A 20,723-nucleotide genomic window follows, 5' to 3' on the forward strand; every position below is an offset into this window, starting at 1 on the left:
ATGAGGCTAATATGCAAAGCACTGTCCTTATTTACATCCCTACTTTCGTTAAAGTTGTCGAGCTGCAAAGTTTTTCCAAAGCTGCAAAAGCGATGGGCATGACTAAGTCTGCCGTTAGTAAACAAGTCCAGTCACTCGAGGACACATTAAAGGTGCGTCTGCTGAATCGTACCACCCGCAGCGTGCGACTGACTGATGAGGGTGAACATTTTTATCAGCAAGCGCGTCATGTGGTGGAAGCCGTTTCCGAAGCGGAACGCAGCGTGCAGAATCTCAACCAGAACCCAAGCGGTGTTCTGAAAATCACTGCGCCAGAATCGTTTGGGCATTATCACTTAGCTTCGGCGCTGGCAGAGTTCTCGAAACTCTATCCCGATATTACGCTTGAGGCGGAATTCACCAATCGATTCGCCAATATTCTTGATGAAGGCATCGATGTGGCGATTCGTATCGCATCACTCACCGACTCGTCACTCATTGCGCGCAAGCTTGCGCGTTGCCAAATGGTGATGGCGGCATCGCCTGAATATATTGCCAAATACGGTACGCCAAAACATCCTGACGAGTTGGTGAATCACCGCGTGATTGAATATAGCTACTCGGATCGCCCGAAAGAATGGCGTTTTAAGGATGCGAGCGGCAAAGCTTATATTGCGCCAATTACGGTGGCGATGCGCTCGAATAACGGACAGATGTTCCGCGAAGCGGCGTTGTCGGGTCTGGGCATTGTGTGCGTGCCAAGCTTCATCATTGGTTATGATGTGAAGCAGGGGAAACTCATTCAGTTGATGACCGATTTTGAACCGCAGCCCGAGCGCAATATCTACGCGTTATTCCCGCACAACCGCTACATGTCGGCCAAGGTGCGCTTGTTCGTGGATTTCATCGCCGAGCGCTTTAACGGCACGCCATGTTGGGAAGTGGGCGGGTCAACCGAAGCGTGTTCGATTGTGAGTGGACAGTGGCTTAAAGCGAGTAACGGCTAAGTCTTAGGCTCGCTCAAGCGCCGCTAGGGCTTTCGTCCTCAATGTACGTCGAAGCGTCGGTTTTTAGTAGTGATAGAAAAAATAGACTGTCATCACGACACCGTAAAAAATAATCACGCCGCGTAAGATATGGTCGGGCACTTTTTTCGAGAGTATCGCGCCGCCATAGCCGCCGAGTAATGCGCCCGTCATCAACACAATTGCTACGTGCCAATCAATCGAGCCGATGACAAGGAAAGTAAGGGCTGAAATACCGTTGATGCCAAGGCCTACGAAGGTCTTCAGTCCGTTCATATGATTGACGGATTTAATGCCTGATAATTCGTAAAGTGCCATCATCAGCATGCCCATGCCTGCAGCAAAAAATCCGCCATAAAACCCAATTAGCGTTTGGCCGATGGCGGTGGCAGGTTTGGGGATGGCATGTGCGCCACGCAGTTTTTTCACGACGCGTTTACCAAATGCGAACAAACAGGTTGCTGCTAACATGAGCCATGGAATCATCGCTTCGAATGTTTCGGCCGGAGTTGCGAGCAGCACGAGTGAGCCAATGAGCGAGCCGATCAATCCGCAGATGAAGTAGAACGCCAAGCGTTCCTTTTGTTCTTTGATTTCTTTCCAAAAGCCTGTGACACCTGCGATGGATGCAAACCAAAGTGCGAATTTGTTCGTAGTATTGGCGAGTATCGGTGGCATGCCCAGTAGCAACAAAATCGGAAAGGAAAAGAAGGTGCCGCCACCCGCGACCGAGTTCACCGCCCCCGCCCACAGGCCAGTGAAGAAAAGAATGAGGATTGTCAGTAGGTTAATTTCCATTTCTCGTCACAAAATCGTCATAGTCATTTGTTAAAGTCTAACTCATTACTTACAGTCGAGTGGTAGATGCTGTCCAACGAAGAAATTGATAAAGCTTCCGCACAAATTGCTGGTGCTATATTCTTGAAGAAGGTAGCATTCAATTACTCAATATTGATGCAGCTAGTGAGGCTTTTCAATCGCTTGATATGGGTGAGGAACCCTATGCAGCAACCATTACGCAACTAGTTCAGGGGCCAGATAAAGTGGCATCCATCGCCAAAACTCTAACGCAAACACATGGAATTGATACGATTGTCACACGGGGGGCCAACGGGCTTTCAAAATTACTTTATGCTCCGCATGAGTTCAAAAATCTTGGTTTGGGTGTGACGCCTAAGATGACGGCGATCCCACAATTTGCTGAAGACGCGATTCCAAAAGACGAAGCAATCGTGCAACATTTAGGTATGTGCTATAATACGAGTCACTTATTCTCGAGTCGCGCGATTAATCCTGCGGTTGATATTGTCTCCACTCATCATATTTTTGCAGAGGCGGGTGCGAGAAAAAAAGCGTGAACGCAGTGAGAGGCTGGCTAAGCACTCGCGGCTTGCAGCGTGTTTTTCAGCAAGCAGGCAATGGTCATCGGGCCTACGCCGCCTGGGACGGGAGTGATGGCCGAGGCGACCTGAGAAGCTGCAGCAAAATCCACATCGCCCACCAGTTTACCATCCGCTCTACGATTAATACCCACGTCGATTACGACTGCGCCAGGCTTAATCATGGTGCCTTTTAGAAAATTTGGTTGTCCAATCGCCGCAACAATTATGTCGGCTCGTTTGGTTTCAAGCATAAGGTCAACGGTTTTAGAATGGCAGATGGTAACCGTGCAAGATTGCTGCAGCAAAAGCTGCGCCATAGGCTTGCCCACGATATTGCTGCGGCCAATAATGACGGCGTGCTGACCAGCTAGACTTTTGCCAAATTGCTCTTTGAGAAGTATTAGGCATCCCAAAGGTGTGCAGGGAACTAAACCCTCTTGGCCAACAGCTAGTTTGCCAGCATTCACAACGTGAAACCCGTCGACGTCCTTCTTAGGGTCGATGGCATTAATGACCGTGTTAGCATCGATATGCTTGGGCAGGGGAAGCTGCACTAGAATGCCATGCACGTTTGGGTCAGCGTTTAGTTTATTTACTTCTGCAAGCAGTTCGTCCTGCGATGTAGCGGAAGGCAGAACCTTCTCGAAACTATTCATGCCTACTTCTTTGCAGGCATTGTTTTTATTGCGCACATAGACTTGGCTGGCGGGATCGTCGCCTACCAAAATCACTGCTAAACCTGGTGTAATGTTGCGCGAAGCTTTCAGTGCAGCAACGCCTTCCGCGACTTCTTTGCGAAGGGCTGCGGCGCGGGCTTTGCCATCAATAATTGCTGCGACCATTACGCGACCTTTACACCTTTGCTGGTGGAATATTCGAAGTGCAACTCAACATCCGGGTGCACAATTTTATAAATGCTGTGCGCAGCAAATGCTGCTTCCGAGAAGCCGCAGAGGATGAGCTTTAATTTGTTTTCGTAGGTGGCGATATCGCCAATGGCGAACAAGCCTTTTTCGTTTGTTTCCGCAGTCGTTGGTGATGTGGTAATATGGTTTTTGTGCAGGTTCAGCCCCCAATTCGCGATGGGGCCTAAATCCATGCTGAGGCCGAAAAACGCCAAAAGATGGTCGGCGGGCAAGGTTTTCTTTTCACCTTCCATGGTGGAAACAACGACGCCGCTTAATTTCTTTCCGTCACCTTCGAGTGCGTCGAGCTGATAGGGGATGACCATTTCAATCTTGCCCGCTTCCTCAAGCGCCTTCATTTGCGCAACGGACTCGGGCATGGCGCGGAACTTGTCACGACGGTGCACGACGTAAACTTTTTTAGCAATCGGTGCGAGCGAGTTTGCCCAATCGACTGCGCTGTCGCCACCACCCGCAATCACCAGCGTCTGGCCAGCGAAGGCGTCCTTTTTAGCGACCATGTAATGCACACTGGTGCCTTCATAAGTCTCAAGTCCTTGCATGGGTGGGCGGTTGGGGCCGAATGCGCCGCAACCTGCTGCGATAATCACCGCCTTGGATTCAATCACCGTTCCTGTGCTGGTGGTGATTTGCCAGTTACCGTTATCGAGTTTTTTGCAGCCCGTGACTTGCTGACCCAAATGGTAGGTTGGGTGGAAGGGGGCTGCTTGCTTCTCAAGGTTGTTAATCAGCTCTTGCGCATCAATCGCAGGGAAGCCTGGAATGTCATAAATTGGCTTTTCAGGGTAAAGGGCAGTGCACTGGCCGCCAACGCTTGGTAGTGCGTCGACTACGTGCGCTTTTATCTTGAGCATGCCAAGTTCGAAAATGGCGAAAAGCCCCACTGGGCCTGCGCCGATAATGGTGACATCCGTGGTTATGTTGCTTTGCATGTTAGCCATTTGATTTTTGCTCGCAATTCATGAATACTGCCTGATAAGGCTTAAGCCTGAAACGCGCAAGAAAAAGGTGCATTGTGACCGATTATCCGTGGCTGAATCATTACCCCAAAGACATTAACTGGCATGAGGAATTTCACGGTAAGCCTCTTTATTTCCTACTAGATGAGGCGGCGGCCAAGTATCCCTACAATATCGCCCTTGAATTCTTTGGTAAAACCTACACTTACGCCAAACTCAAAGAAATGGTGGACCGCGTAGCGCGTGGTTTGCAGCGTATTGGTGTGGTGAAGGGTACGCGTGTGGGTATTTTTATGCCCAACTGCCCCCAATTCGTGATGGCTTATTACGCGATTTTGAAAGTGGGTGGCACGGTCGTGAATTTCAACCCGCTTTATTCCGAGCGTGAGATTGAACATCAAATCCATGATGCGCAGGTTGAGGTGATGTTCACCGTGAATCTGAAACTCACCCATGCAAAATTATTACCGTTTATTGGTAAGACCAGCCTCAAGAAAATTGTCGTGTCGCAGTTCCAAGAGGCAATGGGCTTTACCATGCGCACGCTCTTTACGGCGGCCAAGCAGAAAGAAATGATGGCTTGCCCAAAAGACGGCATGCACACGGCTTTCAACGAATTACTCGACTCGCCCAATTTGGTGGTGTCCCCACATTTTGACCCCGATACGCATATCGCCGTATTGCAATATACCGGCGGCACAACGGGCGTGCCAAAAGGTGCGGTGCTGACGCATAGCAACCTCTATATCAACGCGCAGCAATGTACGCGTTGGATGCAGGGGCTAGAGGAGGGTAAAGAGCGCATGCTAGCGATTTTGCCATTCTTCCATGTGTTCGCGATGACGGTGTCGATGAACCTAGCAATTGCAAATGGCTTCCAGATTATCATCCACCCGCGTTTTGAATTGAAGCGTGTGCTTGAGGATATCCAGAACAAGAAAGTGACACTGATGCCTGGGGTATCAACGCTCTATGCAACGGTGGCGAATTATAAAAAGGTCGATAAGTATGACCTATCGTCAGTAAAAATGTGTATTTCTGGCGGTGGCCCATTGCCTGTTGAGGTCAAAGAACAGTTCGAGAAAATTACAGGCTGTGTCGTCGCAGAAGGGTATGGGCTTACCGAGGCTTCACCCGTGACATGCTGCACGCCGCTCGTTGGTAAAGGAAAATCGGGATCGATTGGTTTGCCATTCCCTGGCACCATTATGGAGATTATCGACAAAGACGATAAGACGACACCACTCAAAATAGGTGAGATTGGCGAGGTCTGTATTTCTGGTCCGCAAGTGATGGCGGGATATCTGAATCGCCCTGATGAAACTGCCAACGTATTGCGTGATGGCAGGTTGCACACGGGTGATTTGGGAAAGATGGACGAGGAGGGGTATTTCTACATCGTCGATCGTTTGAAAGAGATGATTATCGTGGGTGGTTACAATGTGTACCCGCGCAATATCGAAGAGATTCTCTATGCACACCCAGATGTCGCTGAGGCTGCGGTGGTAGGTCTAGACCACCCCACACGCGGGCAAATGATTAAAGCCTATATCGTGCGCAAAGAAGCTGGCAAGGTTGAGGCTTCTGAACTCAAAGCCTATATGAAAGAGCGTATGTCGGCCTATGCCGTGCCGCATGAAATCGAGTTCCGTGAGACCATGCCTAAAAGCATGATTGGTAAGATTTTGAAGAAAGAACTCATCGCCGAAGAGAAGGCGAAGCACGGTTAAAACCGTTGCCATGCCGCTCCTTTTCGCCTAAACAGGCGCAAACTTACAGGAGACCACTATGGCTAATGCAGCGAAAAAAGAGAATTTTAGTGATTATAAAGTAGCCGATATCGGCTTAGCGGCATGGGGCCGTAAGGAAATTGAAATGGCGCAAGTAGAAATGCCAGGTTTGATGGCACTGCGCGAAGAATTCAAAGGCAAGGCACCGCTTAAGGGTGCGCGTATCGTTGGCTGTTTGCACATGACGATTCAAACCGCCGTATTGATCGAAACGCTTGCGGAACTGGGTGCAACCCTGCGCTGGTCAAGCTGCAATATTTACTCGACCCAAGACCAAGCGGCTGCTGCCATTGCTGCGGCAGGCATTCCCGTATTCGCGTGGAAGGGTGAGACCGAAGAAGAATATGAATGGTGCATTGAACAGACCATTAAAGGCCCAGATGGTTGGCTGCCAAACATGATTCTGGATGATGGCGGTGACCTCACCAAAATCATGCACGAGAAATATCCTGACTTGCTGAAAGACGTACGTGGCGTTTCGGAAGAGACCACCACGGGCGTGCACCGTTTGCTTGAGATGATGGAAGCAGGTAAGTTGAAAGTGCCAGCATTCAACGTGAATGACTCGGTAACGAAGTCGAAATTCGATAACCTCTATGGCTGCCGCGAGTCGCTGCTAGATGGTATCAAGCAAGCCACCAACGTGATGATTGCGGGCAAGCTGGCAGTCGTTGCGGGTTATGGTGACGTGGGTAAAGGTTGTGCTGCAGCGTTGCGTGCACAAGGCGCACGCGTTGCGGTAACGGAAATCGATCCGATCTGCGCATTACAAGCGGCGATGGAAGGGTACACCGTAGATACGATGGAAAACCTCGCAAAAGATGGCGATATCTTCGTGACCACGACGGGTAACAAAGACATCATTATGCTCGACCATATGCGCAAAATGAAAGACCGTGCAATCGTATGTAACATCGGTCACTTTGATACCGAGATTCAGGTTGAGGCGCTGCGTAACCTGAAATGGCATGAAGTGAAGCCACAAGTGGATGAAGTAGAATTCCCAGATGGTAAGCGTATCATTCTGCTGGCGCAGGGTCGTTTGGTGAACCTTGGTTGTGCGAATGGCCACCCAAGCTTCGTGATGTCATCTTCCTTCACGAACCAAGTCTTGGCACAAATCGAGCTTTGGACGAACCATAAGAAGTACGAAAATAAGGTTTACGTATTGCCTAAGCATTTGGACGAGAAAGTGGCTGCCCTGCATCTTAAGAAAATCGGTGCGAAGCTGACGGTTCTTTCCAAAGAACAGGCCGATTATATTGGCGTTCCGGTAACAGGTCCCTTCAAAAAGGACTGGTATCGCTACTAGGCGGTTGCCTCCAGCCTTTGCTGGTGCCATAAATAGCCCATGGTTTTCATTGCACTAGCACTGATAGTGGTTGCGCTTGGGCTTGGCTATGTGCTGGCATGGCGAACGTTTCGCCGCCGCTTATCTGCACAGCAGGCTCCCGCCTTGGTTTCGCCTGAAGAGTCGAATGGCATTATCAAACTCAAGGCTGAAAACGATATTCTGAAGCTGGATGTACGCCGCTATGCGAATGTGTTCAACATTACGCTCAATGCCATTTGGCAACGCGACCCCGATCAGAATATTATTTTTTACAATCTCGCTTTTTCGGAAATTGCAGAGTCCGTTTCGGATGATGATGCGGATGTCAGCGATTTAGAGCTTTATAAAGGCCACCGCCAGCTCGCCAAAAAGGCATGGGAGACAGGGGAAGAGCAGCATGCCCGTCGCCATATCATCGTCAATGGTGAGCGGCGCTTATTCAGCATTCGCGAAGTGCCCATGAAAAGTGAGCAACTCACTGTTGGCTTTGCCGTTGATATTACCGAGCTTGAACAGGCGCATGAAGAAATCCAGCGCCATATCAGTGCGCAGCGCGACTTGCTTGAGAGCTCGACGTCGGCCATGGCCGTTTATGGTAAGGACCAGCGCCTCAAGTTTTATAACTTTGCATTCGTAACGCTGTGGAAGCTTGATGAGTCATGGCTAGATACAGAGCCGACCTATGGCGAGGTGCTAGAAGCCTTGCGCGAAAAACGCAAATTGCCTGAACAGGCAAATTTCCAAGCGTTCAAGCAACACCAAGTTAAGCAATTCACGGCGCTGATCGAACCGCAAGAAGAGTTTTTCTATCTGCCTGATGGAAAGATTCTGCGCGCCATTGCGATTCCGCATGCGCTTGGCGGCATCTTGTTCGTTTATGAAGATGTGACTGACCGTTTGGCGTTGGAGCGCTCCTACAACACCTTGATTGCTGTGCAGCGCGAAACACTCGATAACTTGCATGAAGGCGTTGTGGTGTTCGGTGAGAATGGGCGTTTGAAACTCTGCAACCCAACCTTCTTGAAATTATGGAACCTCAGCGAAGAGTTCACTGAAAACGAGCCACATGTGCGTGATGTGCTGGAGCAGTGCAAGCCGCTATTCATCACCGACCAATGGGAAACATTTAAGATGGGCTTGGTCGGCAGATTCCAGCAACGGCAGTTTTTTGCGATGCGCTTCGAGCGCAGCAACAACACGATTGTCGATTGCTCGGTGGTGCCGCTTCCTGATGGTGCAACGCTGCTTACCTTCATCGATATGACGGATTCAAGCTTGGTGGAGCGAAGCTTGCGTGAGAAAGCCGATGCACTTGAAGCGGCCGACAAGCTCAAAACCGAATTCCTTGCCAACATGTCGTATGAGTTGCGCTCTCCACTTACCTCAATTTCAGGCTTTGCTGAGATGCTCGACAAAGAATATGTTGGTGCGCTCAACGTGATGCAGAAAGATTATGTGGGTGGCATTTTCCAATCTGCACAATCTCTTGGCCATCTCATCAGTGATATCATTGACCTTGCGACGATTGAGGCGGGATACCTGAAGCTGGATGTAACGCAGGTTAACCTCCACACGATGATGGATGGGGTAATGGCACTGCTAAGCGAGCGTGTGAAGCTACAGGAAGTGTTGGTGCATGTGGATTATGCGCGTGGTGCGGACATCATGTTTGCGGATGAAACGCGCTTGAAGCAGGTCGTATTCAAGCTGATTTCAAACGCAGTGAAATACACAAAGTCCAAAGGCAATATTTGGGTGGATTGGAATAAGACGGATGATGGAACCATTGAACTTACTGTGCGTGATGACGGGATTGGTATCGAGCCTTCCAAGCAAGCGAATGTGTTCGACCCGTTCTTCCGTGGTGTAACATCACAAGGTGGAAATACGGGACTGGGCCTGTCGATTGTGAAGCGCTTCGTTCAATTGCATGGCGGTTCCATTGCGTTGGAGTCCTCACCAAGCGATGGTACGCGCGTGGTGTGCACGTTCCCGCAGCAGGTATTGCAAGCGTTGGCGCAAGCGCCTAAAGAGGTGGCATGAGTGAATATATTTTGACACTTTCTTGCGCAGATACGCGCGGTATCGTTGCTTCGGTGACGGGGTTCCTCGCCGAGCATGAAGGATTCATTATCGAATCTACGCAGTTTGGTGATCCCTCAACACAGCGCTTTTTTATGCGCGTGCATTTTTCGGCAAATGCAGATCTCAGCGCGCAATTCGCGACTAAAGTTGCCATGCCGTTTGCGATGGAGTGGCAATTGCATGATACGCATATCAAGCCGCGCGTGCTGCTGATGGTGTCGCAGCATTTACATTGTTTGAACGACGTCTTGCATCGCTACCGCACTGGCAGGCTGGCAATTGAAATTCCAGCCGTGGTTTCCAACCACGAGGCCGCGCGTGGTATGGTTGAGTGGCATGGCGTACCATTTCACCACTTACCCGTCACACCACAGACGAAGTCAGAGCAAGAGAAAACCATTTGGGATCTCGTGCAGCGCGAGCAGATTGATGTGGTGGTGTTGGCGCGCTATATGCAGATTTTATCGCCCGAACTTTCGGCCAAACTGCTTGGCAAAGCGATTAATATCCACCATTCCTTCCTACCGAGCTTCAAGGGTGCGAAGCCTTACCACCAAGCCTATGCGCGCGGGGTGAAGCTGATTGGTGCGACCGCTCATTACGTGACCGACGATTTAGATGAAGGGCCGATTATCGAGCAGGAAGTGGAGCGGGTTGATCACAGCAAATCGCCTGATGAGCTTGCTTCGATTGGTCATGATATTGAGTCACTCGTTTTATCGCGTGCGCTCAAGTACCATATCGAACGCCGTGTATTATTGAATGGCAATAAGACGGTGGTTTTCCGCTAGATCGTGTAGAACCAGCTATAGAGCGCGTCGTTGAAGAAGTGCAGTAGCAGGATGAGAATGATGGGGCTTAGATCAATCCCGCCAATATCAGGCAAGATGCGTCCCAGTAGCTTGCGTATCGGACGCAACATCGGTTCAAACAGCTTTCCTAGCGTGAAGTATAGACGTTGAATCAACTGATTATGGCGGTTGATAATGTCCAAATTCATGAGCAAACTCAGCACCATCCACACAATCAATGCGATGTTGATCAGTGAAATTAGATTACCGATAAGGTTAATGAATGGATTCAGCATGGTGCCTCTTTGCGCTTGTGTTTGATCGCATCTGAACCTATAATACGAAGCGTTGGTAATGTGCAAGCATTGCCACCCTCGGACGTAAGATTCGGGGTAAAATTGTTTAGCATGTAGCCTAAACTTGGATGGAGCTAGTACCATGACGGTCAGTAATCTGACTGCCCTTGCGGCAGGAATTCAGCGAAGCCTTAATCAACAGAACACACGTGTCGCAACAGCGATTAGCCAGATTGTTAGTGGCAATCGGCTAGTAAGCGCGAGCACGGATGTGGCGGCGCTCGCAACGGCCACCAGTTTGCAGACGCAGACTTCTGGTTTGCGCAACGCGAGCATTAATATCTCACAAGCATCTAGCCTCCTTCAGGTGGCGGACGGTGGGGCAGGGCAAATCAGCAATGCGCTTGATCGCTTGCAGTCACTGGCTGTACAGGCGGGTAACGGCTCGTTGTCAGACGCGGATCGCGGTGCTCTCAATCAGGAATTCCAAGCGCTCGCTCAGGAAATTGATCGTATTTCAGGCAGCACCAAATTTAATAGCACCACACTGCTAGATGGTTCGCTGTCTTCGGGCCTGAACTTCCAGATCGGCGGCGATGCTGGCGATCAAGTGAGTTTGTCAATCGGCGGTCTAGCGAGCAACGATTTGTTTGGTGGTAGCACGCCTGATATCTCGACGGCGGCGGGCGCTTCTGCAGCGCTTACGTCACTGCAGACAGCGCGTGATACGGTTAGCGCAACGCGTGCCGATATTGGTGCATTCCAGCAGGGTCTAGATTTTGCGGCGGCGACAATTGAAACGGCGATTCAGAACCAAGAAGCGGCACGTTCCGAGCTTGCGGATGCGGATATTGCCGAACTCTCAACCGAGTCAGCGCAAGCGCGTGTGCAGCAGCAAGCATCGATTTCGCTGCTGGCGCAAACCAATCGCCTGTCAGGTAATTTGCTGACATTGTTGAACGAGTAAGCCAATTTTTTAATCATAGAAAAGGGCGCATTTTCATGCGCCCTTTTTTGTTTGTGCATTATGCGCGTGGATTAGCGCTTTTCTAACGTGATGAATTTGCGGGGCTGCTCACCCAAGAAGAGCTGGCGTGGGCGACCGATTTTCATCGCTGGATCCTCGATCATCTCTTTCCACTGCGCGACCCAACCCGCAACACGCGCTACGGCGAACAGTACGGTGAATATTGGCGTTGGAATGCCCAAGGCGCGGTAGATGATGCCCGAGTAGAAGTCGACGTTCGGATAGAGTTTGCGCTCGATGAAGTATTCGTCATTGAGAGCGATTTTCTCGAGTTCCATCGCGATTTTGAGTAGTGGCTCGTTTTCCTGACCGAGTGCTTCGAGCACCTCATGGCAAGACTTGCGCAGCACGGCAGCGCGTGGGTCGTAATTCTTATACACGCGGTGACCAAAGCCCATGAGACGGAATGGGTCGGACTTGTCTTTCGCACGCTTAATGAAATGCGGGATGTTTTTCACATCGCCGATTTCTTGTAGCTGATTGATAACCGCTTCGTTTGCGCCGCCATGTGCAGGACCCCAAAGCGAGGCAATACCCGCACCGATACAGGCAAATGGGTTCGCGCCCGATGAGCCCGATAGACGCACGGTCGAGGTTGAAGCATTCTGTTCGTGGTCAGCGTGGAGGATGAAAATCTTCTCCATCGCGCTGGCGATCGTTGGATTCACTACATAGGGTTCTGCTGGTGTTGCGAACATCATGTGCAGGAAGTTTTCGCAGAAGCCGAGCTCATTGCGTGGATATACGAATGGGTGGCCGATCGAGTATTTATAGCACATCGCAGCAAGCGTTGGCATTTTCGCAATCAAGCGCAGTGCGGCTAATTCACGCTCCTCAGGGTTCTGGATGTCGAGCGAGTCATGATAGAACGCGCTCAGCGATGCTACTGCACCCACCATGATGGCCATTGGGTGTGCGCGGCGCGGGAAGCCACGATAGAGGAATTGTAACTGCTCATGCACCATGGTGTGGTGCGTGATGCGGTAATCGAACCATTCTTTTTGCTTCTTGTTTGGCAAATCGCCGTAGAGCAACAAGTAAGAGGTTTCTAGGAAGTCGGACTTCGCGGCGAGGTCGGCGATATCATAACCACGATAACGCAAGATACCTTTGTCACCATCAATGTAGGTGATTTCCGAGTCGCAGGACGCGGTGGAGAGGAAGCCAGGGTCATAGGTGAAGTGACCTGTTTGGCCGTAAAGCTTGGTGATATCAATAACGCTTGGGCCTTCGACCGCTTTGTAAATGGGGAATTCTACGGGCGTACCATTATTGATTTTCAGGGTCGCCGAACCAGTTTTCTTGAAGCGCGACGCTTGATCGATTGGTTTTTTATTCGAGAGCTTAGGGCGCTGTGGCGGCAAATTCAGGGCCACTTTCTTCTTAGATTTCGCTTTGCTGGATTTTCCGGATTTCAGCTTAGCTGCGGATTTGGCCATGAGTTTCTCCCGTGCATAGATATTATTATTGCCTGCGACACTAGCGCGATGGTTGTGCTGCGTCAATCAGCTCAAGCACTTTTTGGTCGAGTTTTGATAGGGGCAATTTTTGCAGTGCGTCTTTTGTGTGCCAGTTTGGGCTGTTGCTGGTGGCAGAGGATATAAGCATCACCGAGGCTTCCAGCTTGAAATGGGAATAGACATGTTTCACCACACCAAGGGTGACAGCGTTCTTGGGTGAGGTTGGGGTTTGTTCAAATCCATATAAACCGCCGAGTAATTTGCTCTCGCGTGCTTCTAAGAATAGGCGGCCATTTGCATCTTGCTTAACAAGAATAAAAAGTTTTTTTGTAGGGACTGCTTTTTTGGTCTTTGCAGCAGGGTAGGCAGTTGGGTTTTTGCGGCCTTTGCATATCTGCATGGCGGGGCACTCTTTGCACTTGGGTGCTTTGGGTGTGCAAATCATTGCGCCCACATCCATCATCGCCTGATTATAATCGAACGGGTTTTCGCGATTCAGCATAAGCTCGGCATGTTCCCATAACTTCTTTTCATCTGTTTCTGCAAAGATGCGTGCGACCACGCGTTTCACATTCGCTTCGAGCACTGCGTGCGGCTTTCTATACGCAAAGGCCAAGATGGCGTGTGCCGTATTTTTCCCGATGCCGGGGAGTTCTATGAGCTCCTCGAATGTGGTTGGTAATGCGGGTGCGATCTGCTGCGCAGCCTTATGCAAATTCACCGCGCGGCGATAGTATCCCATGCCCTCCCACGCTTTGAGCAGTTTGGGCAGTGGTGCGCGGGCAAGCGCCGAGACGGTCGGGAACTGGCGCAAAAACTGGCCATAATAGCGGTCACGCACGGTCGCGACCTGCGTTTGCTGCAACATCACCTCGGAAAGCCAAATGGCGTAGGGGTCTTTGGTCAATCGCCACGGCAAGTCATGGCGGCCATGCAGCTGATACCAGATATCAAGCGCCCTGTGGAAACCAAGAATTTCACTCGGTTTTATTTGCGGCGCTGTTTTTCTACTGCTAGAACGATGTTTCATCATTTTTGACTCTACGAGGAACCCATGTCGCAAGCAACAAAACTCAAAAACCCTGCACCACTTGATCCGTCGCAACCGTTTGGTGTGACCGTGGGTGCCTTGTCGGGCTCACGTAAGACGCATGTTGCGGGCAGCGAACGCTTGGGCGATGTGAAAGTAGCCATGCGCGAAATCGTGCTTTCGGAAAAGTCGGGCGAAGCGCCACTGACGGTCTATGACTGCTCGGGCCCTTATACGGATAAGGATACGAAAATCGACATCACGAAGGGTCTTAAAACCTTGCGTGCGCAGTGGATTGAGGGTCGCGGTGATGTGGAGCGTTATGAAGGCCGCACCACCAAGCCAGAAGATAACGGGTACAAGTCGCACCAAAAAATTGAGGTGATGGAATTTCCGAACTTGGTTCGCAAGCCGTTGCGCGCCAAAGCGGGCAGCAACGTGACCCAGATGCATTATGCGAAAAAGGGCATCATCACCCCTGAAATGGAATATATCGCGATTCGCGAGAATGAGGGCGGCAACTCGCATATCACGCCTGAATTTGTGCGTGACGAAGTGGCGCGCGGGCGTGCGATTATCCCCGCCAATATCAACCACCCAGAGCTGGAGCCGATGATTATTGGTCGTGGCTTCAAGGTGAAGATCAACGGCAATATCGGTAACTCGGCGATTACGAGCTCGATTGCGGAAGAAGTCGAAAAAATGGTCTGGGCGACGCGTTGGGGTGCCGACACGATTATGGACTTGAGCACGGGTAAAAACATTCACGCGACGCGCGAATGGATTTTGCGAAATGCTGCAGTCCCCGTGGGCACGGTGCCGATTTATCAGGCGCTGGAGAAAGTCGGCGGTATTGCGGAAGATCTGACGTGGGAAATTTTCCGCGACACGTTGATTGAGCAAGCCGAGCAGGGGGTGGATTATTTCACCATCCATGCGGGCGTGCGCTTGCCGTTTGTGCCGCTTACCGAAAAGCGCGTGACGGGCATAGTGTCGCGCGGTGGCTCCATTCACGCGAAATGGTGTATTGCGCACCATAAGGAAAACTTCACCTACACGCATTTCGAAGAGATTTGCGAAATCATGAAGGCGTACGACGTGAGCTTCTCACTGGGTGATGGCTTGCGCCCGGGCTCGATTGCGGATGCGAATGATGCGGCGCAGTTTGCGGAGCTCAAAACGCTCGGTGAGCTCACCAAAGTGGCGTGGAAGCATGATTGCCAGGTGATGATTGAAGGGCCGGGTCACGTGCCGATGCACAAAATCAAAGAGAATATGGATAAGCAGCTCGAGGCCTGCCACGAAGCGCCGTTCTATACGCTTGGGCCACTGACCACCGATATTGCGCCGGGGTACGACCATATCACCTCCGCGATAGGTGCGGCGATGATCGGGTGGTTCGGTACGGCGATGTTATGCTACGTCACGCCGAAAGAGCACCTCGGTCTGCCCGACCGTGACGATGTGAAAGAAGGCGTGATTGCCTATAAAATTGCTGCACACGCCGCCGATTTGGCGAAGGGGCACCCCAGCACCCAAAACCGCGACGACGCGCTTTCCCGCGCGCGTTTCGAGTTCCGTTGGGAAGATCAGTTTAACCTGAGCCTCGACCCCGACACAGCGCGTGAATATCACGACGAAACCTTGCCTGCCGACGGCGCAAAGGTTGCGCATTTTTGCAGCATGTGCGGCCCGAAATTCTGCAGCATGAAAATTTCGCAAGAGGTGCGTGAATTCGCAAAAGTAGCCAATAATGCTGCACCTGTTGCTGCAGAAGCGGCAGACGCAGGCATGGCCGAAATGAGCGAAAAGTTCAAAGAAGGCGGAAGCGAGATTTATAAGAAGGTGAGTTAGGTTGTTATGCCAATCTTGGGCTGCATGGTGACGGGTAGGATAGTTGCCATTGCTTTTAACTCTTCGCGCCAATGAGCTGGGTCTGATCGCTCGCGGCCAATAGCATTGATTACAGTAGCCGATACTTTATCAACCATATGGTGATTGCTTATCTGGCCGGGCTCTGTTTTCCCGTAGTAAATAAAACTGGTAACGGCGTGCTCAACGGATTGTGATGTTTCCGTGCGTTCGACGCCGTTATCGTCCCAGCGCAAGCGGTTGGGCAGGTCGGTGAAGAAGCTGATTCCGTTCGTATGTTCTTTGGTAACAAAATGGGTGGTGCGTGGCCAATACGGCTCTGAATCAAGACGTTCAAGGCGGGATTCCAGCACGTCAGGGTCGAAGCCAATGGCTGCATAGCTACGTCGTGCGGCTTCCCGAGCTTCGACTGGATCGGTGATGCCTTGTTTCATGTTGCCCCACCAGATGCGGCGGTCGCATTGGGGGCTGAAGTTGATGGTACGGAAACTCACGCCGTCTTGTTCAAGCGGTACAGTATTACCCAATCCAATCATCACTGGCTCGCGGATGATACGTTCGATTTCTTCGTTGTTGTAACCTCTCTCGCGGAGTATGCAGCGTAGTAGCCTGCCGACCTCCTGTATGAAGCGGCAACCTGAGCTATGACCTGCCATAGTTACGCGTGAGAAGTGCTCACAAATCTCATCGGCAGAGGGGTGCGCACCGTTATGTAGCCCAGCGATAGGAAGTAATACTTGTTTCAGGAATTGTTCCTCATCACTGGGCGAGCTGCCTGTAAGATTGTGCTGTTTGTCGACGCCGTATTGATTCCGGTGTTCTTCTGTGCCTTCACGGCTAAATACTGCGCAAAGAATATTGGGCTTCGTTTTCGTATCGCCGCGCACAAGTATGTTTTCTACAGTTTTGATGTATCCTGACACTTGTGTTTCAACGGTTGCAGCTGGCTTATCGCGATTGATGGTATAGCCAGGAACCATCAGTAATATGGGTTTGTCTTTATCATAAAAATAGTTGGCGCGGTCGAGATGCGTTTCATGAATACGCACTTCTCCGGTGATAGGGTCACGATCACGGTAGTAGAGGCCAAATTGTTTGGAATCTTCCATTGTCACACTCTATGATTTATCTATGACAAATTGATGACAGTTGCACGAAATCTAGATAAATAGTGCTGGCATGAGAGGTGCCCATGAAAGAGTATAAAGCTTACATGTATCAAAAATCGCTGATGAATTTTTAAACACAAGCTCTTCAACGCTATGACCTTCACCAAAACCCCCTACATCATCCCTCCCTTTGCTGAGGTGGAAGTCACCGTGCGCGGGCAGATGAATGATGACATCTACCAAAAATATGTGGCGCGGCTCAAGGCGGTGACGGATGTTGCGGTGTCGCACATCACCTACCAAAGCGATGGGCTGAAGGTCACGGGGCTCGAGGTGCTGCCCGATTTTGCGGCGGGCGAGAAGGCGCCACTCATTATTTATAACCGTGGCGGCAACCGCGATTTTGGCGGCTTGTCGGCGGCACAAATCATCAACCTCATGCTCCCCATGGCGCGTAGCATACGCGGCGGGGTGCTGGCCAGTAATTACCGTGGCAATATGGGCGGCGAAGGCCGCGAGGAATTTGGCGGTGCGGATGTGAATGACGTGCTGCGCCTGATCGAGATTGGCCAGCACCAGCCATGGTGGGACGGGAAGAATATTTTTATGCTCGGCTGGTCACGCGGGGGAATGATGACCTATCGTGCCATTGCCGAAGGCGCGCCGATTACGGCTGCTGCGATTGGTGCGGGCGTGGCGGATTTATTTGAGTCGTCGCTGGCGCGGCCAGAGATGGAAGAGAAAGTCTATGCGCAACTCGTGCCGCATTACACGCCTGAGAATCGTGAGGCATTGCTGCGCGAACGCTCGGCACTCTGTTGGCCGGAGAAAATCACCGTGCCGCTTTTATTGCTGCATGGGGATGCAGACACCAAGGTGGGTGTGGTGCATGCGCGGCGCATGCATGAAGCGCTCAGCGCGCTTGGTCGCAGCGTGAAATATATTGAATTCCCCAATGGCGGGCACGGGCTGATGCGCGAGAATGAAACCGTGATGCGCGAAGTGGCCGCGTGGTTCACCGCCCACCGTGTTGCATGATACGCTAGTTAATGAGGTTGCGCACGACCATGGCGCACTCAAGACTCGTGGTGCTTAGTGCATAATCGGAATTGAGGTCGGATTGGTTTGCTGCATCGGTGCAGTTGTCCCAGCGGCGAGCCATTATTTTCCCATAGGCGGGGCGGCCATCGTCCATCTTCGTGTCGATATTCCATAACTCTTCGGGTTTGAAAGCGGAAAGGCCTGCATCGGAGGTGGCGGCCATCGCGCCTAATTGCATCCAATTGCCATAATTGCCAGCGAACATGGTGCCGTCGCCTGCGAAGTTATCTAGATAGGCGCGCATGCCCCATGCGGCACTCGCACTCACCTTGGAGCGGGGCACGTTGGTTCCTGCAATCCAGCAGAGCGAGGCGTGGCACGCGCCACTCACACCCGTATAGGTGCCCTCGATTAAGCTAGCATTGGCCAGATGTTGCCACATGCGATAATGCTCGTAATCGTTCGTACCACCGATGCGGCCGTCGCCGTTACCGTCGCAGGTTGCTTGGGTGGTACTGCTGGTGGTGATGCAGGTGGCGGGGGTGGCGTGCGCTGCGGTCCAAAATTGGGTGGCGTTGCTCATATCGCCTGCCATTGCGAAATATTTATCGCGGAACGTGCCCGTGGCTGTCTGCCAGCGTTGAAGCTCGGTACTCACGGCGCGTAGTTCCGAGGCGCGAATGAGCGACTGACCAGCCAAGATTCCGCCTGTTAGCAGACCTAAAATGACTAGCACAATCGATAGTTCTACTAAGCTGAATGCTTGCAATCGGCCATGGTTTTGCATATGCAGATTTTAACAAACTGTCGTGGTAAGTCTATGAAAGAATATAAAGCCTACGTCTATCAAGAGTCGCTGCTGGGATCGTTGTTCCTCGGCCAGTCGAAGATTGACCCTGATAAATTTACCAAGTCGCTCAACGAGTGGGCGCTGCAGGGCTGGAAAGTTATCGAGATTGTGCGCGAGACGCGCCGCATGTTGCTCTTCTGGTCGCGTGAGGCGTTTCTGGTGATTATGGAGCGTGATCGCAGACCTGCTCCTCCTGGCGCGAACTAGTCTTTATTACGTGCGCTCAAGCGCTACGCGGGTTCTAGTGATCGAATAACAGGAGAGATGCTATGGACATGATGATTTACGGGATTGTTTTTTTCATCGTCATTACTGACGCAATACTCGCGCAATATTTCAACAAGAAGCGCAAACAGCTCGACCCGAATGCAGCGGATTATGCGCAAAAAGATAAGGCGTATCGTTTCATCATCAAGGCCGTGCTCGGCTATTCGTTTGTCGTGGCGCTGATGCTGATCATCGTGGTGAAGCCACTCTTCGTGCAAGGAACCAACTAATGAGGCGTATGATGTGGATCGCATTGATTGCCATGTTCGCACTGGCGGGAGCAAGTTTATATCTCTACCAGCGTATTCCGTTCATGATGGAATTGCAAAACCCTGCAGCACGCGAGCAGGCGCAAGCAACGGTGACGGATGTGCGCACGCCTACCATGAAGAAAAACCAGCGCACCAGTGACTTGCGCACGACGGTAAAATTTGAGTTCACTGTGCCGCTGAGCGATGCGACCATTCATGGCGCCTACGAACAGTATTATAAAGAAGATGCACCAATAGTCGGCGAGAAGGTTGCAGTGGTCTATCTGCGCAATCACCCGCAGCATTTTGTGCGCGAGGCAGAGTTGCCTAAGCTTGCGAATGAACTGCGTTGGTCGCGCATCGGTATGATGCTGTTTGGCATCGCGGCGGTCGTAGTGCCGTTTATGATTTTGGGTTTTGGGCGACGCTAACTTTTCTTGTGCGTTTTGCAACGTTGCGAGCAGAATTTCACTTGCTCCCACACGCGTTCCCATTTTTTACGCCAGCTAAATGCACGCCCGCACGCCGCACAGATTTTGTGCGGCAAATGCGGTTTTTTATGTGCCATTATTTCTTAAGGGCGTCGCGGATTTCGCGCAGCAATAACACGTCTTCCGGCGTGACGGCAGGCGCCGCCGCCTCGGCCTTTTTCAGTTTGTTGATTTGTTTGACCAGCATGAAAATCACGAAGGCAACAATCAGGAATTTGATAACGGCGTTGATGAACAGCCCATACATAATGAGCGGCGCGCCCGCTTTTTTCGCTTCCTCGAGTGAGCCATAATCGCCCATCGACAAGTCGAAGTAATAGTTCGAGAAGTCGATGCCGCCGATAATCATCCCGATGATGGGGTTGATGATGTCGCCCACCAGTGAGGTAACAATCGCGGTGAATGCGGCGCCCACCACGATACCGACTGCCATGTCGATGACATTGCCACGGGCGATGAAGCTTTTGAATTCGGATAGTACGGACATGTGTGCCTCCTTAGGTTGCTGTCGTTACCATACAAAACCCAAACCTGAGGGCAAGAGGCTTGCATTTCTTATCCACTCTGGCATTGAGGCGCCCATGCGGGTGTAGTTCAATGGTAGAACGGCAGCTTCCCAAGCTGCATACGAAGGTTCGATTCCCTTCACCCGCTCCAACGCCTCAACTTACGCGCGCGAAAGAGTGCAGTGCGAAGCTAGGTGCTTTTTTTATCTGTTAAATCTGCTATAGTGCCCTGAAATAAAAATAATATTCAGGG

22 protein-coding genes and 1 tRNA gene are annotated in these 20,723 nt (G+C 51.3%); 13 read left to right on the plus strand and 10 right to left on the minus strand.

Annotation, left to right across the window (positions count from 1 at the left end; translation table 11 throughout):
- Positions 1-11 precede the first annotated feature (11 nt).
- Complete coding sequence (locus J0M34_08590) at positions 12-986, plus strand: LysR family transcriptional regulator (protein MBN8544305.1); 975 nt, start codon at positions 12-14, stop codon at positions 984-986.
- 63 nt (positions 987-1,049) lie between these two features.
- Here the strand turns inward: J0M34_08590 and J0M34_08595 are convergent, their stop codons facing one another.
- A complete protein-coding gene (locus J0M34_08595; GenBank protein ID MBN8544306.1) occupies positions 1,050-1,802 on the minus strand; it encodes a sulfite exporter TauE/SafE family protein in 753 nt (250 codons plus the stop codon).
- Between the two features lie 188 nt (positions 1,803-1,990).
- On the opposite strand from J0M34_08595, the gene J0M34_08600 reads away from it, so the two are divergent.
- Positions 1,991-2,362 carry a hypothetical protein gene (locus tag J0M34_08600; GenBank protein ID MBN8544307.1) on the plus strand — a complete coding sequence of 124 codons (372 nt, stop codon included), beginning with the start codon at positions 1,991-1,993 and terminating at the stop codon, positions 2,360-2,362.
- 17 nt (positions 2,363-2,379) lie between these two features.
- Here J0M34_08600 and folD read toward each other — a convergent pair whose 3' ends face one another.
- A complete protein-coding gene (gene folD / locus J0M34_08605) occupies positions 2,380-3,228 on the minus strand; it encodes a bifunctional methylenetetrahydrofolate dehydrogenase/methenyltetrahydrofolate cyclohydrolase FolD (GenBank protein ID MBN8544308.1) in 849 nt (282 codons plus the stop codon).
- Positions 3,228-4,244 (minus strand): NAD(P)/FAD-dependent oxidoreductase, encoded by a 1,017-nt coding sequence (locus J0M34_08610; protein ID MBN8544309.1) that lies wholly within the window; start codon positions 4,242-4,244, stop codon positions 3,228-3,230. The genes folD and J0M34_08610 overlap by 1 nt, the downstream gene beginning before the upstream one ends.
- 80 nt (positions 4,245-4,324) lie before the next feature.
- Between J0M34_08610 and J0M34_08615 the strand changes: the two genes are divergently transcribed.
- From J0M34_08615 to purU, 4 genes are read left to right on the plus strand one after another with little or no spacing between them, the layout of a single operon-like run.
- On the plus strand, positions 4,325-6,001 hold the full coding sequence (locus J0M34_08615; protein MBN8544310.1) for a long-chain fatty acid--CoA ligase: 1,677 nt from the start codon (positions 4,325-4,327) through the stop codon (positions 5,999-6,001).
- 58 nt (positions 6,002-6,059) lie between these two features.
- Complete coding sequence (locus tag J0M34_08620; protein MBN8544311.1) at positions 6,060-7,373, plus strand: adenosylhomocysteinase; 1,314 nt, start codon at positions 6,060-6,062, stop codon at positions 7,371-7,373.
- Between the two features lie 39 nt (positions 7,374-7,412).
- On the plus strand, positions 7,413-9,437 hold the full coding sequence (locus J0M34_08625) for a PAS-domain containing protein (GenBank protein MBN8544312.1): 2,025 nt from the start codon (positions 7,413-7,415) through the stop codon (positions 9,435-9,437).
- Positions 9,434-10,270, plus strand: a complete 837-nt coding sequence (purU, locus tag J0M34_08630) for a formyltetrahydrofolate deformylase (protein ID MBN8544313.1) — start codon at positions 9,434-9,436, stop codon at positions 10,268-10,270. Before J0M34_08625 ends, purU begins: the two co-directional genes overlap by 4 nt.
- Here purU and J0M34_08635 read toward each other — a convergent pair.
- Positions 10,267-10,563, minus strand: coding sequence for a YggT family protein (locus tag J0M34_08635; GenBank protein MBN8544314.1), 297 nt, complete (start codon positions 10,561-10,563; stop codon positions 10,267-10,269). The two genes, purU and J0M34_08635, sit on opposite strands and share 4 nt — an antisense overlap.
- A 145-nt stretch (positions 10,564-10,708) precedes the next feature.
- On the opposite strand from J0M34_08635, the gene J0M34_08640 reads away from it, so the two are divergent.
- Positions 10,709-11,533 (plus strand): flagellin, encoded by an 825-nt coding sequence (locus J0M34_08640; GenBank protein MBN8544315.1) that lies wholly within the window; start codon positions 10,709-10,711, stop codon positions 11,531-11,533.
- Positions 11,534-11,604: 71 nt separating this feature from the next.
- Here J0M34_08640 and J0M34_08645 read toward each other — a convergent pair whose 3' ends face one another.
- Positions 11,605-13,032: a citrate synthase gene (locus J0M34_08645; GenBank protein ID MBN8544316.1), complete on the minus strand. Its 1,428-nt coding sequence runs from the start codon at positions 13,030-13,032 to the stop codon at positions 11,605-11,607.
- A gap of 40 nt (positions 13,033-13,072) precedes the next feature.
- Positions 13,073-14,083 (minus strand): A/G-specific adenine glycosylase, encoded by a 1,011-nt coding sequence (mutY, locus tag J0M34_08650; GenBank protein ID MBN8544317.1) that lies wholly within the window; start codon positions 14,081-14,083, stop codon positions 13,073-13,075.
- A gap of 24 nt (positions 14,084-14,107) precedes the next feature.
- Here mutY and thiC point away from each other — a divergent pair, with 24 nt between their 5' ends.
- Entirely contained in the window at positions 14,108-15,937 is a 1,830-nt protein-coding gene (gene thiC, locus J0M34_08655) for a phosphomethylpyrimidine synthase ThiC (GenBank protein MBN8544318.1), read from the plus strand.
- Here thiC and J0M34_08660 read toward each other — a convergent pair.
- A complete protein-coding gene (locus J0M34_08660; protein ID MBN8544319.1) occupies positions 15,934-17,064 on the minus strand; it encodes a hypothetical protein in 1,131 nt (376 codons plus the stop codon). The two genes, thiC and J0M34_08660, sit on opposite strands and share 4 nt — an antisense overlap.
- A 153-nt stretch (positions 17,065-17,217) precedes the next feature.
- Between J0M34_08660 and J0M34_08665 the strand changes: the two genes are divergently transcribed.
- Entirely contained in the window at positions 17,218-18,102 is an 885-nt protein-coding gene (locus J0M34_08665) for a prolyl oligopeptidase family serine peptidase (protein ID MBN8544320.1), read from the plus strand.
- 4 nt (positions 18,103-18,106) lie between these two features.
- On the opposite strand, the gene J0M34_08670 is transcribed toward J0M34_08665, so the two are convergent.
- The gene (locus J0M34_08670; GenBank protein MBN8544321.1) at positions 18,107-18,892 is read right to left on the minus strand and encodes a prepilin-type N-terminal cleavage/methylation domain-containing protein; all 786 of its coding nucleotides are present in this window, start codon (positions 18,890-18,892) and stop codon (positions 18,107-18,109) included.
- 33 nt (positions 18,893-18,925) lie between these two features.
- Here J0M34_08670 and J0M34_08675 point away from each other — a divergent pair, with 33 nt between their 5' ends.
- From J0M34_08675 to J0M34_08685, 3 genes are all read left to right on the plus strand, one after another.
- Positions 18,926-19,162, plus strand: coding sequence for a DUF4177 domain-containing protein (locus tag J0M34_08675; protein MBN8544322.1), 237 nt, complete (start codon positions 18,926-18,928; stop codon positions 19,160-19,162).
- Positions 19,163-19,224: 62 nt separating this feature from the next.
- A complete protein-coding gene (locus tag J0M34_08680) occupies positions 19,225-19,452 on the plus strand; it encodes a hypothetical protein (protein MBN8544323.1) in 228 nt (75 codons plus the stop codon).
- Positions 19,453-19,460: 8 nt separating this feature from the next.
- Positions 19,461-19,904: a DUF3592 domain-containing protein gene (locus J0M34_08685; GenBank protein ID MBN8544324.1), complete on the plus strand. Its 444-nt coding sequence runs from the start codon at positions 19,461-19,463 to the stop codon at positions 19,902-19,904.
- Here the strand turns inward: J0M34_08685 and J0M34_08690 are convergent.
- Both J0M34_08690 and mscL read right to left on the minus strand, forming a co-directional pair.
- A complete protein-coding gene (locus J0M34_08690) occupies positions 19,901-20,041 on the minus strand; it encodes a DUF2256 domain-containing protein (GenBank protein MBN8544325.1) in 141 nt (46 codons plus the stop codon). The genes J0M34_08685 and J0M34_08690 overlap by 4 nt on opposite strands.
- Complete coding sequence (gene mscL / locus J0M34_08695) at positions 20,041-20,451, minus strand: large conductance mechanosensitive channel protein MscL (protein ID MBN8544326.1); 411 nt, start codon at positions 20,449-20,451, stop codon at positions 20,041-20,043. Before mscL ends, J0M34_08690 begins: the two co-directional genes overlap by 1 nt.
- 96 nt (positions 20,452-20,547) lie before the next feature.
- Between mscL and J0M34_08700 the strand changes: the two genes are divergently transcribed.
- Positions 20,548-20,621 (plus strand) — tRNA-Gly (locus J0M34_08700).
- Positions 20,622-20,723 lie beyond the last annotated feature (102 nt).

It is taken from the genome of Alphaproteobacteria bacterium, from assembly GCA_017302575.1.
Taxonomy (GTDB): Bacteria; Pseudomonadota; Alphaproteobacteria; order Rickettsiales; family UBA3002; genus JAFLDD01.